Source organism: Bacillota bacterium, assembly GCA_024653485.1.
Taxonomy (GTDB): domain Bacteria; phylum Bacillota; class SHA-98; order UBA4971; family UBA4971; genus UBA6256.
The window spans coordinates 108,370-127,973 of record JANLFY010000009.1; the positions used below are offsets into that span (position 1 = coordinate 108,370).

Here is a 19,604-nt window from a genome sequence, read left to right on the forward strand (position 1 = left end):
CGTCACCTCGCTCTCAGGGCCAGGGCCCCTGTGGTGCAGAACCTCACGCACATGGGGTCACCGTGGCACAAGTCGCAAATGAGCACAGATCCGTCGAATACGCTTATGCCACCGGACGGACACGAAGCGACGCAGTCTCCACATAGGTTGCACGCCGCCTCGTTCACGAATACCTCACCGTCGTCCCACTCGAGCGCCCGCCTCTTGCATGCCGCAGTGCACGGATGCTCCTCGCAGTGGTCGCAAACCCGGATCTCCTCACCGCTCCCTCGCCTGAGAACGTGTATGCGCGCCCGTCTCGGGTTGAACACGCCAAAGTGCCCGATGGAGCAGGCAAGCTCGCAGTTTCTGCACCCAGTGCACTTCGCCGGGTCGAACGACCGGATGTCCATGTCGTTCCCCCCAACCTGGACGCCAACGCCCGCACCTACTTCCATCTCACCGCGCACCTCCCCGCGCGCGACCTACTGCGCTAGTGCCACCGTCATTCGCCCCGAGCCTCGCTGAGGCCCGAGGTCCCCGTCCCGAGCCTGCGCGGAGCGTCTGAGCGCCGAGCCGAACCGGATCGTGCAGGAGCTCCTTGGCGCGCGGCCCGCCGGGCTCGCCCAGGAACCGCCGGTAGATCTCCACCACGACCGGGTTCCGACGAGGGTTTCTTTCTGTGGTCGCCCCATCGATGGCGCGAAGCGCGGCACCCCGCATCTGTGCGAGCATGCAGTCTCCGTCCTCCCGTTCCACCGCAATCGGTTGCCCGCCGCCGCCCACGCACCCGCCAGGGCATGCCATGACTTCCACGAAGTCGTAAGGCCGCTTCCCCGCCGCCACGTCGTCTAGCACGTTCCTCGCCTCGGCCAGGCCCTGGATCACCGCCACACGCAGGATCAGGCGACCCAGGGTCACCGTGGCCGCGATCACACCCGGTCCCGGAAGGCGGCCTATGGCGCTCCCATCTTCGAGCCCCACCTCGAGCTCCACGCCCAGCTCGTCGGCAAGCGCCCTGAGCGCCGCTTCCGCGACGCCTCCAGTCGCGCCGAATATCGTCCCCGCTCCGCTTGCGCTTCCCAGCGGTGCATCGAACCCGCTTTCCTCCAGCGACTCCACGTCCATCTCCGCCGCTTGGATCAAGCGGACCAGCTCGCGCGTGGTGAGGACCGAATCGACGTCGCGTAGCACGCCTCGCGCGCTTCGCTCCGTCATAGCCTCGAACTTCTTCGCGGTGCATGGCATCAGCGACACGACGTGCACGTCCTCTGGGGCCGCGCCGTCCGTCTCTTGCAGCACGGTCTTGGCGACGGCGCCAGTCATCATGTGAGGCGACTTGCACGTCGAAAGGTGCGAGACCAGGCTCGGATACTCGTTCTCCACGAACTTCACCCACGCCGGACAGCACGACGTGAACATGGGAACCTTCCCCCCGGTCTCGAGGCGTTGCCTGAGCTCATGCGCCTCCTCGACCGCGGTGAGGTCCGCCCCTAATGCCGTATCGAACACCTTGTCAAAACCCAGCTTCCGGAGAACGGCAACCATTAGCCCGGTCGACACCGTTCCCGCGGGCTTGCCCCATGCCTCGGCGATCGTCGCCCTGAGTGCGGGCGCCGTCTGGGCCACCGTGACGACACGGTGGTTCGCAAGCCAGCGCCTCACTCGCACTAGCTGGGATTTCTCGGCAAGAGCCCCGGTGGGACACACCGCGACGCATTGCCCGCACTCTACGCACGTGGTGTCGCACGCCATGTCCTCAAACGCCAGCGCGCGGCACTCCACCCAATCCTCACCGAGGATCGCCCGAGGCCCGGCTCGCTCGACTGCGCTCCTGGCGCCATCGACTTCGGTGGCCAGGGAGGGGTACGGAGTCGCGCCGTGCATCTTCATGCACGCGGCGACGCACCTTCCGCACATCACGCACTTGTTGGGGTCGCGCACTATCGCGAGGCTCGTTCTGTCCACCGCAAGTCTGCGTCGCGTCACCGCGAGCCTTCGCGTTCGCACCCCGAGTTCGTCGCCGAGCCTCTTGAGCTCGCAGTACGCCCTCCTCTCGCACACGAGGCATTCCCTGGGATGCTGAGCAAAGAGGAACGACACCACCTCGCGACGCCTCGCCGTCACCTTCGCGCTCGCCGTGTGAATGACCATCCCCGGCTCCACGACATGGTCGCACGCGGTCACGAGATCCTCCCTGCCCTCCACTTCGACCACGCATACTCCGCACGCTCGCGCCCAGCTCCGCCCCAACCACGGATGGTAACACAGCGCCGGGACCCGCGTCCCCGCGTGCCTAGCCGCATCCAGGATGGTCGTCCCTTCGGGAACCCAGCACGAATGACCGTCCACCACGACTTCCGGCATCTCTCTCACCTCCCGTCCCCCATGCTCCCCTTGTCGTCTTGCCGCTCCCACCTAGTCCTGACCGTACCTCGAGGATACATGCGACCTCACGTGGGCCCCGTGAGAGCGGGCTCCTCTTTGCACGTAGCCGCCACCACAGCAAGGAGGCCGTCCCGACCCGTCGGGAGCGCCGGGATCGAACGAACGAACGACCACCAGACGCCCCCCTCATAGCCAGGTCGGTTGCGGCCTCCTGGTAGAAACGCCTGAACCCAAGATTATCAGGTCTATATGAGAGCAGGCCTTCACCGGAATGTAGTTGCTCTGTTACGAATATTCGGCGTAGTCCGCAGCACTCCTCCTATTGACGAGGGCCGTTGTCGCGAGCTCCGGGGCGCCGCCTGTCGGCGCCGCGCACCCGCAGCCTGCTGGCGGCGCCTCATCCGCGGCTCATCCGCGGGCGGCGCGGATCATCGCGTCGAGCTCCGACACGATCTCGCGCTGCGCTATCCAGTACTCCTGGCTCCTCTGGGCGTTGAGCTCCTCGACCGTCTTCCCCTGTTGCTCGACCCACGTGTAGTACTTGAGGTTGTGCCAGCGCTTTCTGTTCTCCACCGTGCCTTCGACGATGTGGTCCAGTTTAGCGGAAAGGAATATGGCCTCGTGCCTGCTCGCCGCCTTCACGCGGTCCATCGCGCCGCACCTTTCGGACAGTGCCTTCATGACCGATCTGTACCTGTCGATGGCGTCGGTTGCGACGGTGACTATGTTGTCGTCAGGGCCGAATTCGTAGAACTTCGCCGTCTTGATGGCGCCGAGGAGGTTGCACACCCCCGAGATGCCGATGATGCTCGATAGTTTCTCAGCTGCCTCCTCATCGATTCCCAGCTCACCAGCGAGGTACTCGAGTCCGACGGGGTCTGTCAGCAGCTGGAGGCCTTTCTTGCATTCCAAATCGTCTATGCACATCATGGCGTCCATGTTGTTCACGTTGTGTATCCATGTGACGTGCTTGTCGCCGATGCCCTGGATGTCGTGAGCGCCGTATCCGTTGTAAGACAACGTCGGGCATTGGACCGGCTCGAGGCCGACGATGCGCGTCTCATAGAACACCTCCTTGAGGCGGTCCCCGGCGGCGATCGTTCCCGCGGATCCCATTGCAGACACGAACGCAGCCGTCCTTCCGTTCCCCACGCCCTTTTGCGCAAGCTCCCCCACGACCTCGACAATGGTGTTGCCGGTCACGTAGTAGTGGAACCTGTAGTTGCCCATCTCCTCGAACTGGTTCAGGACGCGCACGCGTGCGGGGTCGGCCTTGGCCAACTCCTTGCACTTGTCGTAGATCTCCTTGACGTTGCTCTCGCATCCCGGGGTCGCGATGGCCCGCGCGCCGTAACGCGCTATCCGTTCGAACCTCTCGGAGCTCATCTGCTCTGGAAGGATGACCAGCGAATCGTATCCCATCCTCGGTCCGACCCAAGCCCCCCCGATTCCGTAGTTCCCCGTAGACGGCCAGACAAGGGTGTGCTCTCCGGGGCGGATCTCCCCGCGAAGCTGCTTCTCGACGGCCACGGAGTAGGTCGCTCCCACTTTGTGGCTGCCGGTGGGGAAGTCCTTGCCGTACAGCATGATGACGTTGGGCTCTACCCCGGTCAGCTCTTTCGGCACGACGAAGTACCTCACCGTGTTGTCGGGACCTTTCCAAGTGATGTTGTACAGGTTGACGGGATCGAGCTCGTCCACACCGAGCGCCTTGACTGCACGCTCCCTCACTCGAGGGTCCACGATCTCCGGGTGAAGCATCTCCTCGAAGGTAGGACCGTAAACCAGCTCACGTGCCATAGGCATCTCACCTTTCCCTCAGAACCTCTCCCATACCTTCCTCGCAAGCTCGCGCGAGCGCGCCACGATCCTCTCCTCGTCCAATCCAGTCAGCTTTCTACCGCGCATCAGGACCCGCCCTGCCACGATCGTCGTATCCACGAGGCCGCCGCTCATGCCGAACAAGACGTGACTATAGTAGTTGCGCGAGTCGAGCGGCGTCGGAGGACGGTAGTCCACGATTATGGCGTCCCCCGCGGCCCCTGCTTCGAATGTGCCCACCTCCAGCCCGAAAACGCGCCGGGCTATCTCCCTGTTGTTCGCGAATGCCATGGCGGGCACCTCGGCCCAGGCGGCGCTGGGATTCCCCTCCGCCAGCTTGTGGAGCACGTTCGCTACCTTGACCGACTCGAACATGTCGGCGGTGTACCCATCGGTGCCGAGCCCGACCCTCACGCCCTTGCCCATCATGCGTGCGACCGGCGCCACCCCGACGGCGTTCCCCATGTTCGACTCGGGATTGTGCACCACGTTGACGCCGCGCTCCCTCAAGATGTCCATCTCTCTCTCGTTTACGTGGACGCAGTGAGCCGCGATGGTTTTCGGCCCGAGTATCCCGAACGCGTCGAGCCGCTCCACGACGCGCTTCCCCGACTTTGCCAAGGCGTCCTCCACGTCCTCCGGACCTTCGGCCACATGCACGTGGAACCCCACGTCAAGTCCCTCGGCGGCTTCGCGGCACTTCGCAAGCGTGGCGTCAGACAGCGTCATCTGGGCATGCAGGCCGAACGAGGCCGCGAGACGCCCATCTCGTTCACCACGGCACCTCCGGATGAACCTCGCATTCTCACGGATGCCCTGGTCAGCGATGTCCTCGCCGTCCCTGTCGGAGACCTCGTACGAAAGGCAGGCTCTTATGCCCGCCTCTTCGACGGCTCGCGCTACCTCGTCGAGGATGCCTGGAACCGCCATGGGGCTCGCGTGGTGGTCCAGGATGGTCGTAGTGCCGCAGCGAACGCAGTCCATGAGAGGAACAAGCGCGCTCACGTACACATCCTCCGGTCCTAGGGCCTTGTCCAGCCTCCACCACAAGCGTTCCAGGATCTGCATGAAAGTGCGCGGCGGTGCGTCCTTCAGCGCCATACCCCGCGCGAACGTGCTGTACAGGTGCATGTGGCCGTTTATCATGCCGGGCATGATCACCCTGCCTCCGGCGTCCACAAACTCGCAGCCCGGATAGTGTTCCCGTATCTCGCTCGTCACTCCCACCTCGCGGATGACGCCGTCCTCGATGGCGATCGCCCCGTCGTCGAGGACCCGTCCTCCGCTGTCAAGGGTGATCAGAAAGCCTCCTCCGATCACGATCATCGCAGCCCCTCCTCGTGCCGCCTTCAGCTCTCGTGCCCTTCCCCGGTTCCCCGGAGCTTCCCGAGACCCGTCAGACGACGTCGCGCTACTTGTGTCTATGCTCGTCAGAAGATCCCCCGAGGTCTTCGGTGACTGCGGGCCCAGATGACTCGAGACGCGAGCGGTCGAAACGCTCTTGGCTCATCCGTCTTGCCGCGTCCTCGATTGCAGAGATTATCTGATGATACCCCGTGCACCGGCAGAGGTTTCCCGAGATCGCGCGGGCGATCTCCTCCCTAGTGGGATGGGGATTCTCGCGGATGAGTGCCGCGGCGGACATGAGCATGCCGGGTGTGCAGAACCCGCACTGCACCGCGGTGTGTTCGATGAACGCCTCCTGCAAGGGATGGAGCCTCCCGTCCTTCGCGAGTCCCTCCACCGTCTCGACCTCTCGCCCTTCCGCCTGCATCGCCGGAACGAGGCAGGAGTTCACCGCCCTTCCGTCCAGAAGCACTGTGCACGCTCCGCATTCTCCGATGCCGCACCCTTCCTTGGCGCCCGTGAGCCTAAGACCCTCCCGCAGAACGTCGATGAGCCTGTCGCCAGCCGAGACCTCGACTTCGACCATGTTGCCGTTGACCTTGAATGACATCGTGGCTTTGGCTCCCGGCTCGAGCTGCTTCATTCCGCGTCCACCCCCAAAGCCTTCCACAGCGCCCGCCTGGTGATCGCCTCAAAGGCTGGCTCTTTGTATTCCGTGGACCAGCGCACACCGGTTCTCCTCACCATCTCCTCGGCCGCCTCCCGCGCCGCCGCGGCCACAACTCGCTCGTCGGGGAGCCTATCGAGAAGGATCGCCTCGGCTGAGGGCAGCCGCGCCGGCATGGGAAGGCATGCCCCCGGGGCTATCGCCGCCCTCTCCACACGCCCGGCGCGGTCGCGCTCGATGACCGCTGCGCAGCTCATGCGAGCGATGGCCAACGCCTCCCGCCTCCCCAGCTTCACGAAGGCGCACCCACAGGCCGGAGGGAGCGCGTCGAAATACACCTCCGTCAGTATCTCTCCCGGCAGCGCACGATTCTCATAGGGCTCGCCGAACAGGTCGGTGATTGGGATGTCGCGCGTACCGCTGACATCGGAAAGCCTCGCCCTGGCCGAGAGGGCCACGAGGGCTGGTATCGTGTCCGCGGCAGGCGAGGCGTTCATGACGTTCCCGCCGATCGTGCCTCGCGCGCGAATCTGCGGCGATCCCACGCTGGCGCATGCTTCGGCGAGAAGGGGAGCGCCCTTCTGAATGATGGGACTCCGTGCGATCTCTACATGTGTCGTGAGCGCCCCGATCCTGATGACGCCGCAGTCGCTCGTTACGCCTGAAAGCCCGGGGATTCTCGAGATGTCGACCAGCCAGTGCGGATCATCGTCCGGTCCACGCCAGCCACGCCGCCTCAGCCGGACGAGTACGTCGGTGCCCCCTGCGACGACCTCGGCTCGCCCCGCGTGCTCTCGCAGGAACGCGCTGGCTTCCGTCAAGGTATCCGGCACCGCGTAACCCAATCGCGCGGTTGTCATCTTCTTTCACTTCCTCTTTCTCCCCGGCCAGACTTGAGCGACCGACCCAGGAGGACTCTCTCGAGGTCCAACGGAAGCTCGCGGATCCTCCTCCCGCTTGCGTGGTAGACCGCGTTCGCTATGGCCGGTGCGAGGAGCTCGCATGTGGGTTCACCTATGGTCTTGGCCCCGTATGGTCCGTAAGAGTCCGGATTCTCGACCACTATCGGGACTACCTCAGGCATGTCCATGGACGTGGCGATGAGGTATTCGTCGAAATTGCTCGTCCTCGTGACGCCCCTTGCCATCTCGACCTCCTCGAGCAAGCCGTACCCCAGTCCCATCGCCACGCCCCCGTATATCTGGCCTTCCACCGTCGCGGGGTTTATGGCCCTGCCTACATCGTGGGCAGCGGCAACCTTCAGCACTTTGACCTTGCCCGTCTCGGTGTCCACCTCCACCTCAACGGCCTGGCACCCGTATACGTAGGTGAAGTACGCCCTTCCCTGACCGCGCTCTTCGTTCCACCAGACCTTCGGGCCCTTGTACCATCCAAACGCGGCCATGAGCTCGCCCCGGTCGTACGCGGCCTTCGCAACGTGGCTGAAGCTCACGTTTCGCGCCGGATCGTCTTCCGCGAATATCCTCCCCTCGGAGGCAACTAGCGCCTCGGATGACGTGCCGAGCAGCTCTCCGGCAACCGCCAGGAGCGTATGCCGGACCTTCCGGGCCGCGTCGCGCACGGCGTTCCCACCCATGGTGGTGCTCCGCGACGCGACCGTGGGCCCCCCGTCGGGGATGAGAGAGGTGTCGGTATCAACGAACACTATCGATTCGAGGTTGCACCCGAGCTCCTCCGCTGCGATCTGGCTGAATATCGTGCGAAGCCCTTGACCGTTTTCCGCAAGGCCGGCGTACACGTATACGCTGCCGTCCTGCTGCACGGAGACGATGGCGCCCGTGGCGTCCACGCCTTCACCGCCGAGGCTTACGCCGCGGTAACTCGCAGCAAGCCCGACGCCACGTACAGTTCTCGTTCCCGCCTCGCGCGCCGCACCAGCGCGGGACGTCCTCTTCTCACGGTACCCGATGGCGTCCGCAGCCTTCCGGATTACCTCCGCGAGGCTCACCACGTGATCGTCAAGAGCCTGCCCGGTCGCTGTGACAGACCCCTGCCGAAACCCGTTCTTGAGCCGAAGGTCCAGAGGATCCATGCCCAGCTCCGCAGCGAGCTCGTCCATGAGCGACTCGTGGGCGAAAGTGATCTGCGGGCTTCCGAATCCCCTCATGGCTCCGGTGTATGTGTTGTTCGTGTACACGCCGTACACGTCGGTCTTCACGTTCGGAACCTCGTAAGGCCCCGTCGCCTGGACGACCGAACGCCACGTCACGAACGGCGTCATGGAGGCGTATGCCCCCGCGTCTGCCGTGATGCTGATCTCCATCGCCCGCAGCTCGCCATCTCTTGTGGCTCCCGCCTTGTACCTGAGCACGTAAGGGTGCCTCTTGTACCCTTCCATGATCGATTCTTCGCGGCTGTTCACCATCTTCACAGGCCGCCTCGTCTTGAGCGCCGCCAGCGCAACCCTCGCGCACATGCAGGACATGGTGTCGTCCTTTCCCCCGAACGATCCTCCCATCGCGCACTGCACGATGCGCACCTTGTTGAGACTGACGCCCAGGACCTCCGCTACCACGCGCCTCGCGGTGAACGGATTCTGCACAGACCCGTACACCGTGACCGACCCCTCGTTCGGGTTGGGCACCGCCACCGCCGCTTCGGGTTCGATGTATGCGTGCTCGATGAACTGGGTGCGGTATTCGTGCTCGATCACGATGTCGGACGCGGCAAAGCCCGCGTCCACGTCGCCCTTGCGGACCTTGTGATGGTTGACGATGTTGCCGGGCGTATCATCGTGCAGGACGGGCGCACTCTCCGCCATGGCTTCCTCAGGGGAAAACACAGCAGGGAGTTCCTCGTAGTCCACCCGCACGAGCCCGAGCGCCATCTCGGCCGCGTCGACGGTATCGGCCACGACAACCGCCACGCCATCGCCCAGGTAGCGCGTCTTGTCGAAGGCGAGCACAGGCATGTCGCGCCGCACGGGCCCGAACGTCTTGGCTCCCGGAATGTCCTCGTGAGTGAGGACAGTGACTACTCCCGGGACCTTCAAAGCTTCCCTTGCGTCTATCCGCACCAGCCTCGCATGCGGGAACTTCGCTCTCAATACCTTCGCATGGAGCATCCCATCGAAGTACAGGTCGGCCCCAAACTTGGCCCTCCCGGTGACCTTCTCAACGGCGTCCACGCGCCTCGCACGGCGGTGCACAACGCAAAATCCGTTCTCGCGGCCGCCGTCGGCGGTTTCATCTCGAGCCATCGTCACGCCTAGCAGGCCTCCTTTCCGACGCCGTGCTTGATCATCCACTCAACCGACCACGACGGTCGCCGCTCTTTCCCCGGCTTCCAGGGCGTGCTTCTTGAGAGCCGTGTACACCCTCTCCGGGGTTGCCGGTATGTGTGTCACCCATATGCCGGTCGCATCGTGGATGGCGTTGGTTATGGCGGGGGTGATGGGCACGCACACCGCCTCGCCTATCCCCTTCGCTCCGAAAGGACCCGACGGCTCTGGCTCCTCAACTATCACTGTCTCTATGTCAGGCGCGTCCATGGACGTGGGTATTATGTACGTGGAGAAGTTCGGTGTCTTGGTGATCCCCCGTTCGATGATGGTGTCCTCCATGAGGGCGTATCCCATTCCCATGACCACGCCGCCCTCCGACTGCGCCTCAATGCCAGCTGGGTTTATTGCCTTACCCGGGTTGGGAATGGACACGGCCCGAAGGACCTCGACTTCCCCGGTGAGCGTATTCACCTCAACGAGGGCGAGCTGGGTGATGTATGAGTAGATCAAATGTGGAAGGCCGAAATACCCTTCCAGGCCCCGATCTGCCACCGGCCAGATGAAGTGCCCATCAGCCCTCACCTTCTTGCCCTGGCCTTCGGCCATGCGGGCGATCTCGCTGAACGACAGTCGCCCGCGCCCGCCGGAGGACACGGCGTCCCGGTCCGAACACGAGCTCGCTTCCACGCCTCCCGGCCCGAAAGCGATGGCGTCCTTGGGTACTCGCAGCGCCTCCGAAGCAATGTCCGCCAGCTGGTCACGTATCTTGGCGGCCGCGCATCGGATCGCGTTGCCGCCGGTGTACACCGATCGCGACGCCGTCGACGTGCCACAGTCCAGAGTGTGCCTTGAGTCCCCCGAAACGACTACGATATCCTCCAGAGAGCAGCCCAGGCTGTCCGCGGCCATCTGGGCGAAGGCCGTGGTATTGCCCTGACCTATCTCGGGACAGCTCACTCCCACGGCGAACCGCCCATCGGACAGCAGATCGATGGTGGCGGCCCCGTAGTCCGGCAACCCGACTCCGAGCCCGCACCCATGAAGCTCCGTGGCCAACCCGACGCCCCGTCTCTTGTAGGGCGCGGAAGGTCGCGCCTTCAGCTCCTCGCGACGTTTCCATAGCTCACACTGTGACGCGGCCCCGAGGGTGGCCAGAGCCCCCACAGACGCCGTCATGGTGTGGCCAAGCGCCGCCACGTCTCCGCGGCGGACTGCGTTCTTGCGCCGGAACTCGATCTTGTCCATGCCGAGCCGCTCGGCTATCATATCGACCTGGGTCTCCAAGGCGAAGGTGACTTGGTTCGCGCCGAAACCCCGGAACGCGCCGGCCAAGCCGTTATTGGTGTAAACGCAGAACCCCTCGAGCCTCACGTTGGGAACGCGGTAAGGCCCGCACGAATGCTCGATGGCAAGATTGACCACCGGACCTCCCAGGGACGCGTACGCCCCCGTGTCTGCGACCACCCGGACCTCGTTGGCAAGGAGCGTCCCGTCAGCCGCCGCCGCGGTCTTCATGCGGATCTTCATGGGATGGCGCTTCATGCCGGCGACCACCGATTCCTCGCGGGAAAGCACGATCTTCACGGGACGGCCGGTGCGAAGGGCAAGGAGAGCGAGGTAGATCTGAACGGTTATCTCATCCTTTCCCCCGAACGCGCCGCCCGCCGGGGTCGATACGACGTGGATCTTCTTGGGGTTCATCCCGAGGGCGCGGGCTATCTGGAGCTGGTCCCTGAACGGATGTTGGCTTCCGCACCAAACCGTGATGTCACCATGCTCATCCATCGCGGCGACCCCGCTCTCGGTCTCCATGAAAGCGTGCATCTGCCGGGGAGTGTAGTACGTGTTCTCCACCACCACCTCCGCCTCACGGAATGCGGTGTCCACGTCCCCTCTTTCCACCTTGATGCGATGGTGGACGTTCCCTCCGTCATGCACTTTGGGCGACGATTCGAGCATCGCGTCCTCCGGGTCCTCAACCACCGGTAAGGGCTCGTACTCAACGCTGATGGCGCCTAGGGCCTCTCTCGCCTTCTCTTTGGAGACAGCGGCGACGAGAGCTATCGCGTCCCCCATGTAACGGACCTTGTCGGAACAAAGCACGGGCTGGTCCGGAATGACGATTCCGAAGCCGTTCAGACCGGGCACGTCCCTGTGGGTCATCACGGTGACCACGCCTTCCATGGCTTCGGCCTTTGACGTGTCTATCCCTCTTATCAGAGCATGAGGATGCTCACTCCGAAGCACAGCTCCCCAAAGCATGTCGGGAAACGACAGGTCGGACATGAACTTGAGCTTGCCAGTGACCTTGTCGAACGCGTCAATGCGGCTGACCCGGGCACCCACCCACTTCGGCTCGTTCACACGCGTCCCTCCTCGCAGAGCTCGGCATTCCCGTCCGTCGGCGCCCCGCTTTTTCACGACAACGCCCGTGTGGTCACCCGCCCCCCACCGGCGTGAGGATGTGCACAGCCGCGCCGTCGCTGAGCGGGGTTGCTTCATCTGCCCGCATCCCGTTCACGAGCACGATGATGTACACCCTATCTTCTATCCTCAGGCGATCCAGTAGGTCGCCAAGCGTGGCACCCTCCTTGAGCTCCAGCTCGAACTTGTCTCTCTCCGCGTACCTGCGCATGGTGCCGAACAGAACGACGTTCACTTTCATGCCTGCCGAACCTCCCCGGCGCCGTCTCGATCGACCAGCAGTCCCAGCAAACCCTCGTATAGCAGGTTGCAAGCCATCTCGCGCCGGTACGCCTGCGAGCCCCTGACATCGGTGATCGGCACGACGTCGCGGAATGCGAGACCCGAGACGTATCTCGCCTCCTCAGCGTTCAGCCTTCTCCCGCGCAGGGCGTTCTCCGCCGTACGAGCCCTCACGACGGTCGGAGCCACGGATCCGAAGGCGACACGCACCTCATCGAACACTCCGGGGCCAAGGCGCCGGGCGACGAAAGCCGCGTTCACGACGGATATGGCCATCGCCTTCCTCTGTCCCAGCTTGCGGAAGAACGAGACGTGTCGCGGCCCGAGAGCCCGAAACTTAACCCCGAGGACCAACTCGTCAGGACGGAGATAAGACCTCTTCGGTCCCACGAAGAACGACTCGACGTCCACCGTGCGAGTTCCTCGGGGACCCCTCACTTCCACGGATGCCTCCAAACAGAACAGCGGTGGTATCACATCCCCCGCCGGGGAGGCGGTGCAGATGTTCCCTCCGATCGTCCCCCTCGCCCTTATCTGGGGAGAGCCGACGCACGCGCACGCCTCGGCGAGAAGCGGAGCGGCCGTCCTCACCACGCGGGACGCCGCGATGGCTTCATGGGTCGTGAGTGCGCCTATCCACACCACGTCGCCTTCGGCGACGCTTCCAGGCTCGTCCTCGCCCGCTGCCAGCACCCCTGTCTCCCCTTCGACTCGCACCCCCTCGAGCTCCCCCAGCCGACTGATGTCGACGATGACCGCGGGGACGCGCTTTCCCTCCTTGAGCTCGACCACGAGGTCGGTTCCGCCCGCCATTACGCGCGCCTCCGGCCCCCAACTCGCGAGGGCTTCCACGGCTTCGTCCAGACTCTTGGGGACCACGACCCCTACCGGCATTGCGCCAAATGGCTTCACACCGCTCCCACCTTTGGTTCGAGCCGTATACGCCCGTACACCGGGCAGACCGTGGCGCACATCCCGCAGCCCTTGCACTTCTTCTCGTCCACCACGGGCAGACGATCCTCACCGAGCTCGATCGCTTGATGCCCCCCGTCCCTGCAGGCGACGTAGCAGATATCATCCTTGACGCAGGTCTTGTGATCGATGGTCGCAACCACCTTGTGCAGGCGGGAGAGCCGAGAGTGTTCGACGATGTACGGGAGGGACTTCCCGACGAGCTCACGGACGGAGTTCATGCCTTTCTCCTCGAGGAACACATCCAGCCCATCGATGAGGTCCTCGATGATCCTGAATCCGTGGCGCATCACGGCCGTGCAGAGCTGGATGTTCGTCGCGCCAACCAGGAGGAACTCCGCGGCATCGCTCCACGTGCTTATTCCACCGGCCGCGGCGATGGGGATGTCCACGGCCTTCGCGATCTCCGCGACGCACCGGAGGGCCACAGGCTTTATCGCCGGCCCCGAGTACCCGCCGAACGCGGAATACCCGCCCACGTTCGGGTATGGAATGAAGGTATCTAGGTCTATGCCTATGAGGCTCTTGAGGGTGTTGATGGCACACACGCCGTCTGCCCCCGCTCTCTTCACGGCGCGCGCCGCCTCGGTGATATCGGCTATCTGCGGTGTCAGCTTGATGATGACCGGGACGCGCCGGGCGGCCTCCTTGACCCAGCGCGCGGTACGCTCAGTGAGCTCGGGGTCTTGTCCGATCGTCGAGCCCATCCCCCGCTCGGGCATGCCGTGGGGACACGAGAAACTGCATTCGATGAGGTCCACTCCCGCGGCCTCCAGCCTTCGCACGAGCTCCTGCCAGTCCTCCTTCTTCGCCCCCATGATGCTCGCCCCGACCACTCTGTCCGGGTACTCTTTCTTGAGTGCCCTTACGTCCTGTTCGACTTCGTCTATGTGACGCTCGGAGATGAGGTCGATGTTCTCGAGGCCCATCAGCTTCTTGTCTTCGTAGTCGATCCCCGCCATCATCGGGTACACGAGCTCAACGACCTCGGTCTCGACAGAAGTCGTCTTGAGGATCGCGCCGCCCCAGCCCGCCTCGAACGCTCTGGCGACCATCTCCGCGTTGTCTGTAGGCGGCGCAGCCGCGAGTGTGAAGGGATTAGGGAACTTCACTCCGCAGAACTCGATGGATAAGTCCGCCATCTCCGGTCCCTCCTGCAGGCAAGAATGCGTGCTTTCCGCTCCTCACGGCCGTCCGCCGCCCTGGCGAGGATGGAGGCTGGAGGGCTCGGGCCACCCACGTTTTTTCCCCAAGGTCTCTTGGGGATACGAGCTCGTGCCCGGCCGCGGATCCCGCTACGGCGCTAGGACGACCCTGCATCGCTTCCAACTTCGGTTGGGAATGTATGCGTCAGGATCAAGGGATACTGCCATCACCGGATGCCTCGTGCAGATCACGTGAACCTGGTCGCGCCCGGTGAGCGTGACTCTCTCTCGCGTCTTACGTTCACCGCCGTCGAGGAGCACATCTGCCTGAACGGGCCCGACCGCATCGCCCGAATTGATCAAGGCGAACTTCGTCACGAAGCCGCCCCCGGGTCTCGGAGAACAGCGCGCGTTTCGGATCTCGTAGGCGAAACTCGAGGTCGTGCCGAGCCACTCCTTCATCAAGCTCTCGACCGGTTTGCCCGACACTCTCTGTGCGACCTTGACGAACTCCGCAAGCCCGGACGGCTTCGCGCGGTACAGTGATACATGCAGCCTGAGCGTCTCGAAGAACGCCTCATCCCCCAGAAAGTGGTGGACCATCCTGAGCCCCAGGGCCGCCCGGATACACACATGCCTGGGCGCGTCCAGCACCTTGCTCCTCGCCCATGAGAGAACGCTCTCCTCACCGCCTGGGCCGATGGCACAATCCGCGTGGTACCTATCGATCTCCTCGTGGACGAGCGCGGCTCTCGCCTCATCCCCGAGAACGCGTCCCACGACCTCGTACGCCATCAACCGAGCTAGCGCTTCGTGGAACCAAGTATCGCGGAACCCCACCGATATCGGGCTGCCCCACCAGATGTGAGCGGTCTCGTGAGCGAGAGCCGCCACAAGACGCACTGTGGGCTCCTCCCCCGGATACCTGCGCCTCAGTACCGCTGTGAACCGCCTGGCCTCTGGCTCACCGAGAATCGAGGCGTAGGCGTCGATGACCCGGCAGAAGAGCTCCATCGCGCGCAAGCCTCCGTCCTTGAGACTAGGCCCTAGATAGAGGTCAAGCTGCACGCCTCTGTGGACCCTGCGCTCCAAGGTGAACCTGCCCGCCGCAAGCGCGAGGCCAGAAAGAGGATCCCTTACTTCCCACACGTAGACAGCCTGATCATCCGTCTGGGACGATAGCACCAGGTCTCCGTCCACGACCGCGGTATTCCCGGGAAACGTCGCGCACGACACCCTCGCGGTGAACGAGTCGAACCCAGCCCCCACGGGGTACCACGCCGACCTGCGCGAAAGGCGCAGCCCGCCCTCGTCGACGTGCGTCCACCTGCCTCCCACCGGCCGCCCAGCGTACACGAAAGTGATCCGCGCTTCACGTCCTTCGTCGAAAGGCTCCGGCAGATTGACCCATACGGCCTTGAGTCCGGGTGCGTCAGCAAGTTCAGTCTCCCGCGTCTCCAACCGCTCGCCGTCCATGACCACGGCCCGCACGGCGAGCCCGCTGTTCAATACGAAACAGTGCCTCGTTGCACCTGATACAAGAACCTTCAGTGCTACGATGGCTGTGGCCTCGATCTTCCCTAGTTCGACATCGGTCCGCACAGAGATGTCGTAGCGCGTGACCGTAGCCTCGTCGCCCGCGCGAGCGACCGAGGAGAAGAGATGAGCCCTTTTCTGTCTGGCCACCCAGCCCACGCCCATCGCCTGGTTCTCACCTCCATGTGTTCGAGTGACATGGGACGCTCACTGAAGGTACGCGTGGATGGCCCGGGCTGCCTTCCTCCCTTCCGCGACAGCCTTCACGACAGTGGCGCCGCCATCTACCGCATCCCCGCCCGCGAACACACCTTCGATGGGCGTCATCATGGTGCTCTGATCCACCGGGATGAGCCCGGCCACGAAGGCAGCCGCGCCGGAGGCGACGAGCCCGCCGCCACCGAAGAGCTCAACGAGCTCCGGCCTGGGCGCCTGGCCCACAGCCACTATGACGGTACGTACCTCGATCATATGCTCGGTCCCGGGAATCATTTCAGGCCGTTTCCGACCACCGGCATCCGGCTCTCCCAGGCGAGTGCGCACACACTCTACCGCCGCGAGGCGCCCTCCATCACCGACGAACCTCACGGGGGCTGTGAGGAACTCGAACCTTACCCCTTCCGCCAAGGCGAATTCGTATTCCCTTCTCCATGCCGGCAATTCCTCGCGAGACCGTCGGTACACCACCACGACCTCTGAGGCGCCGCAGCGAAGCGCGGAACAGGCCGCATCCATCGCCACGTTTCCGCCACCGATCACAACCACCCTTCCCTCGAGGCGAGCGCAGGCGCCCGTTGCGACGCTCCTCAGAAACTCCCCGGCCTTGAGGACCCCATGAAGACCCTCTCCCGGGATCCCTAGCGAAGACACTTCTCCCAGGCCAGGCGCGAGGAAGACAGCGTCACACGACCTGCGGATCGCTGCCATCGACACGTCCCTGCCAACCCAGACCCCTTTGCTTACCTCGAGGCCGGGCGATGCGAGCACGGCGTCGACCTCAGTCTTCGCCACGGCAAGCGGCAGCCGGTAACGCGGTATTCCGTGGACGAGCAGCCCGCCGAGATTCTCCTCGCCCTCGTACAGCGTCACGGCATGCCCCAGCCTTACAAGCTCGTGAGCGCAAGCGAGCCCGGCCGGACCCGAGCCAACGACCGCGACCCTCTTGCCCGTGGGCGCGGCGGCGTGTGGCAGCTTGATCCCCCTCTTCGCCTCCTCGTCCGCCGCGAATCTCTGCAACGCCGCGATGGCGATCGGCTCCGAAAGGTTCGTGCTGGAACACCTTTTCTCGCAGAGCTCTTCCGCCGGGCAGACCCTTGCACAAACCCCTGCGAAGACGTTGGTCTCGCGTATTAGCCGCGCCGCACCGATGAAGTTCTTCGTCTTGAGCCTCCGAATGAACCCCGGAACGTCTACCCCGGCGGGACACCCCGAGACGCACGGCGCGTCATGACAGAAGAGACACCTTGAAGCCTCGGCAAGCACCTCGTGGAGTGCTAATCCTCGCTCCACTTCGTCGAATCCGGCCCTCCGTTCGTCGAGCGGAAGCTCATGCATCCTGGGCCTCGCGCCCATCGTGACGTCTACCTCCCCTTCGGCATTGGCTCGCTGCCGCGCTCGACCAAGAACCCGCAAGCTCTCTCACTCGCGTTTGTTCTTGACGTCGATCATCTCCGCCACAATTGCTACGGCGATCTCCTGAGCGGTCCGGGCGCTGATGTCGAGACCTATGGGCGCGTGCACGAACGCCACGTCTTCTTGGGAAAACCCCTCTTTGAGCAGCGCCTCGAACGTCGCGCGCACTTTCGATCTACTCCCAATCATCCCGACGTAAGCAGGACGTGGCCTGCGTCTCAAGCACTCGGCAAGGACCTCCCGATCGTGGGCGTGGCCTCGGGTCACGATCACCACGTACGTCCGGGCGTCCATGGGGACCTTTCGCGCCGCTTCACCGAGGTCCGAGACGACCACGTCGTCCGCCACGAGCCTCTCCCTATCCGCGAACTCCGGCCGGTCGTCCACGACCACCGCGCTGAACCCGGCCACGGTCGCGATGTGAGCCACGGCCGCGCCCACGTGCCCCGCGCCGAATACCACCGCCCTTGGCCTGGGCGCTATCGGCTCGATGTAAACCGTTGCGGTGCCGCCGCAGATCATGCCCAGACTGTCCTGGGTACCCGGCGCGAGCTCCACCTCGACGAGCCTCGGTCTGCCTTCGGCCAAGGCGTCAAGCGCTTCGCGGATGATCCGGGCCTCAAGGGCCCCCCCGCCGACCGTGCCGAAAGTCGCTCCGTCAGCGAAAACCAGCATCTTGAACCCTGGCAGGCCAGGGGACGACGCCTGGGTCGCGATCACTGTTGCCAGCGCGGCGCTCCCGCCTTCGTCGATGAGGGCTGCTATCGCCTTGTAAATAGCCACGGAATCAGCAAGCCGCGACCCACCGGTTACGGGTCGGCGAGGCGAAGATGCGACGACATAGCCGGAGGGCGACCCGGACGGAGACTCACACCTCGCATCTGGCCTAGATCCCACTCCACTCTCGCGCTCCGTGTTCATGGCAAGTCAGTCCTTTCTCGCTTTCCTCCACAACGCCGATAAGGGCTTCCAAGGCAAGTCCCTTCCGCGGCAAGTCGCTTCCGCGAATCGTCTCTATCCCCTCATCGTCTGCAGAGCCCGTTCGTAGTCTTCGGCTGTATCCAGGTCTTGCACCATCCCCGGCCTGTCGCACTCCACCCGGAGGACCCGGCCCTCGTGGCGCGCGACAAGGTCTCGCAGTCCGTGCCCCTCGAAGGGAAGATCCAGCACCTCTTGTCTGAGCGAGCCCGCAAACAGCGTTGGGTGCCCGCCACGACCGCGGCACGTCGGCACCACGATGTCCACCGGAGGCAGCGCGGACCGATAAGCCTGAACGACGAGGGCGTAGTCTCGCGACGAGATGCCGGGCTGATCCGCCGGGGCGACGAGGAACGCCTCTGTCTCTGGATCGAGCGCCTTTACCCCGGCCTTGACCGACGAGAGCATCCCGAGGAGATAGTCACAATTCTCGACCACGCGCATCCTAGGCCTTGGGCGCGACGAGAGGACCGATGCCACCCTGTGGGCTTCGTGTCCCACCACGACCACGACCTCGTCTATACAGGGCACCCCTAGGGCCGCGTCCACCGCGGCTTCCACCACGGTGCGATCGCCCCAGGGGAGGATCTGCTTCAGCCTGCCCATCCTGCGCGACTCTCCCGCTGCCAGGATCACGGCGCCGCAGCTCATTCCGGTGAGGGCCCGGCGCAACCCTCCGCCTCCTTGAGAGCGCCGTCGGCCGCCGAACGACCGCTCTCTTCCACCCCACGCGCCATGCGCAGCCTTGCGGCAGCTACCTCAATGGCCTTGATTATCTTTGCATACCCCGTGCACCTGCAAAGGTTGCCGGATATCGCCCGCAGGACCTCTTCCCTCGTGGGATTGGGGTTGGAGTCCAGCAACGCCTTAGCTGACATGATCATGCCCGGTGTACAGAAGCCGCACTGCACCGCGCCTTCGCTGACAAAGGCCTCCTGGATCGGGTGAAGCCGGCCGTCGTGCTCGAGGCCTTCGATTGTCTCCACACGTCTCCCGTCCGCCTGGTAAGCCAGCATCAGGCAGGAATTCACGGGCTTGCCGTCGACGAGCACGGTGCACGCCCCGCACTCCCCCTTGCCACACCCCTCTTTCGCACCGGTCAGGCCCAAGTCGTCGCGGAGGAAGTCCAGCAAGGTGCGGGTCGCGGGCACCTTCGCCCTAACGTCGCGACCGTTCACGCAGAGGCTGA

At 64.3% G+C, this 19,604-nt stretch carries 16 protein-coding genes and 1 riboswitch; all 16 genes read right to left on the reverse strand.

Translation table 11 applies throughout. From position 1 onward, the window contains the following. Positions 1-2: 2 nt before the first annotated feature. The 16 genes from NUW12_08850 to NUW12_08925 all read right to left on the reverse strand — a co-directional run bounded on the left by NUW12_08850 (position 3) and on the right by NUW12_08925 (position 19,593). Positions 3-437 carry a 4Fe-4S dicluster domain-containing protein gene (locus NUW12_08850; protein ID MCR4402873.1) on the reverse strand — a complete coding sequence of 145 codons (435 nt, stop codon included), beginning with the start codon at positions 435-437 and terminating at the stop codon, positions 3-5. A gap of 1 nt (position 438) precedes the next feature. Next, the gene (locus NUW12_08855; protein MCR4402874.1) at positions 439-2,346 is read right to left on the reverse strand and encodes a [FeFe] hydrogenase, group A; all 1,908 of its coding nucleotides are present in this window, start codon (positions 2,344-2,346) and stop codon (positions 439-441) included. 190 nt (positions 2,347-2,536) lie between these two features. After that, positions 2,537-2,640, reverse strand: a riboswitch (purine riboswitch). A gap of 135 nt (positions 2,641-2,775) precedes the next feature. Beyond that, positions 2,776-4,167 carry a pyridoxal-phosphate dependent enzyme gene (locus tag NUW12_08860; GenBank protein MCR4402875.1) on the reverse strand — a complete coding sequence of 464 codons (1,392 nt, stop codon included), beginning with the start codon at positions 4,165-4,167 and terminating at the stop codon, positions 2,776-2,778. A gap of 18 nt (positions 4,168-4,185) precedes the next feature. Then, a complete protein-coding gene (ssnA, locus tag NUW12_08865; protein ID MCR4402876.1) occupies positions 4,186-5,514 on the reverse strand; it encodes a putative aminohydrolase SsnA in 1,329 nt (442 codons plus the stop codon). An 85-nt stretch (positions 5,515-5,599) separates the two neighbouring features. Further along, complete coding sequence (locus tag NUW12_08870; GenBank protein MCR4402877.1) at positions 5,600-6,178, reverse strand: (2Fe-2S)-binding protein; 579 nt, start codon at positions 6,176-6,178, stop codon at positions 5,600-5,602. Further along, on the reverse strand, positions 6,175-7,062 hold the full coding sequence (locus tag NUW12_08875) for an FAD binding domain-containing protein (GenBank protein ID MCR4402878.1): 888 nt from the start codon (positions 7,060-7,062) through the stop codon (positions 6,175-6,177). The genes NUW12_08870 and NUW12_08875 overlap by 4 nt, the downstream gene beginning before the upstream one ends. Beyond that, positions 7,059-9,422: a xanthine dehydrogenase family protein molybdopterin-binding subunit gene (locus tag NUW12_08880; GenBank protein MCR4402879.1), complete on the reverse strand. Its 2,364-nt coding sequence runs from the start codon at positions 9,420-9,422 to the stop codon at positions 7,059-7,061. The genes NUW12_08875 and NUW12_08880 overlap by 4 nt, the downstream gene beginning before the upstream one ends. A gap of 48 nt (positions 9,423-9,470) precedes the next feature. Continuing rightward, positions 9,471-11,810, reverse strand: a complete 2,340-nt coding sequence (locus NUW12_08885; protein ID MCR4402880.1) for a molybdopterin-dependent oxidoreductase — start codon at positions 11,808-11,810, stop codon at positions 9,471-9,473. Positions 11,811-11,883: 73 nt separating this feature from the next. Beyond that, a complete protein-coding gene (locus NUW12_08890; GenBank protein MCR4402881.1) occupies positions 11,884-12,111 on the reverse strand; it encodes a MoaD/ThiS family protein in 228 nt (75 codons plus the stop codon). After that, positions 12,108-13,064, reverse strand: coding sequence for a xanthine dehydrogenase family protein subunit M (locus NUW12_08895; protein MCR4402882.1), 957 nt, complete (start codon positions 13,062-13,064; stop codon positions 12,108-12,110). Before NUW12_08895 ends, NUW12_08890 begins: the two co-directional genes overlap by 4 nt. Continuing rightward, entirely contained in the window at positions 13,061-14,266 is a 1,206-nt protein-coding gene (gene preA / locus NUW12_08900; protein MCR4402883.1) for an NAD-dependent dihydropyrimidine dehydrogenase subunit PreA, read from the reverse strand. Before preA ends, NUW12_08895 begins: the two co-directional genes overlap by 4 nt. 153 nt (positions 14,267-14,419) lie before the next feature. Continuing rightward, positions 14,420-15,970 (reverse strand): hypothetical protein, encoded by a 1,551-nt coding sequence (locus NUW12_08905; GenBank protein MCR4402884.1) that lies wholly within the window; start codon positions 15,968-15,970, stop codon positions 14,420-14,422. Positions 15,971-16,012: 42 nt separating this feature from the next. Next, the gene (locus tag NUW12_08910) at positions 16,013-17,377 is read right to left on the reverse strand and encodes an NAD(P)-dependent oxidoreductase (GenBank protein MCR4402885.1); all 1,365 of its coding nucleotides are present in this window, start codon (positions 17,375-17,377) and stop codon (positions 16,013-16,015) included. Between the two features lie 66 nt (positions 17,378-17,443). After that, positions 17,444-18,220 (reverse strand): XdhC/CoxI family protein, encoded by a 777-nt coding sequence (locus NUW12_08915; protein ID MCR4402886.1) that lies wholly within the window; start codon positions 18,218-18,220, stop codon positions 17,444-17,446. Between the two features lie 231 nt (positions 18,221-18,451). After that, the gene (locus tag NUW12_08920; GenBank protein MCR4402887.1) at positions 18,452-19,087 is read right to left on the reverse strand and encodes a nucleotidyltransferase family protein; all 636 of its coding nucleotides are present in this window, start codon (positions 19,085-19,087) and stop codon (positions 18,452-18,454) included. Further along, positions 19,063-19,593, reverse strand: coding sequence for a (2Fe-2S)-binding protein (locus NUW12_08925; GenBank protein ID MCR4402888.1), 531 nt, complete (start codon positions 19,591-19,593; stop codon positions 19,063-19,065). The genes NUW12_08920 and NUW12_08925 overlap by 25 nt, the downstream gene beginning before the upstream one ends. Between the last annotated feature and the right edge of the window lie 11 nt (positions 19,594-19,604).

Excerpts from the sequence above, each read along its gene's own strand:
- NUW12_08890 (MCR4402881.1), bottom strand. The coding sequence starts at position 12,111 with ATGAAAGTGAACGTCGTTCTGTTCGGCACCATGCGCAGGTACGCGGAG.
- NUW12_08850 (MCR4402873.1), bottom strand. The coding sequence starts at position 437 with ATGGAAGTAGGTGCGGGCGTTGGCGTCCAGGTTGGGGGGAACGACATG.
- NUW12_08860 (MCR4402875.1), bottom strand. The coding sequence starts at position 4,167 with ATGGCACGTGAGCTGGTTTACGGTCCTACCTTCGAGGAGATGCTTCAC.
- NUW12_08880 (MCR4402879.1), bottom strand. The coding sequence starts at position 9,422 with ATGGCTCGAGATGAAACCGCCGACGGCGGCCGCGAGAACGGATTTTGC.
- NUW12_08855 (MCR4402874.1), bottom strand. The coding sequence starts at position 2,346 with ATGCCGGAAGTCGTGGTGGACGGTCATTCGTGCTGGGTTCCCGAAGGG.
- NUW12_08870 (MCR4402877.1), bottom strand. The coding sequence starts at position 6,178 with ATGAAGCAGCTCGAGCCGGGAGCCAAAGCCACGATGTCATTCAAGGTC.
- NUW12_08910 (MCR4402885.1), bottom strand. The coding sequence starts at position 17,377 with ATGGGCGCGAGGCCCAGGATGCATGAGCTTCCGCTCGACGAACGGAGG.
- preA (MCR4402883.1), bottom strand. The coding sequence starts at position 14,266 with ATGGCGGACTTATCCATCGAGTTCTGCGGAGTGAAGTTCCCTAATCCC.
- NUW12_08875 (MCR4402878.1), bottom strand. The coding sequence starts at position 7,062 with ATGACAACCGCGCGATTGGGTTACGCGGTGCCGGATACCTTGACGGAA.
- ssnA (MCR4402876.1), bottom strand. The coding sequence starts at position 5,514 with ATGATCGTGATCGGAGGAGGCTTTCTGATCACCCTTGACAGCGGAGGA.
- NUW12_08905 (MCR4402884.1), bottom strand. The coding sequence starts at position 15,970 with ATGGGCGTGGGCTGGGTGGCCAGACAGAAAAGGGCTCATCTCTTCTCC.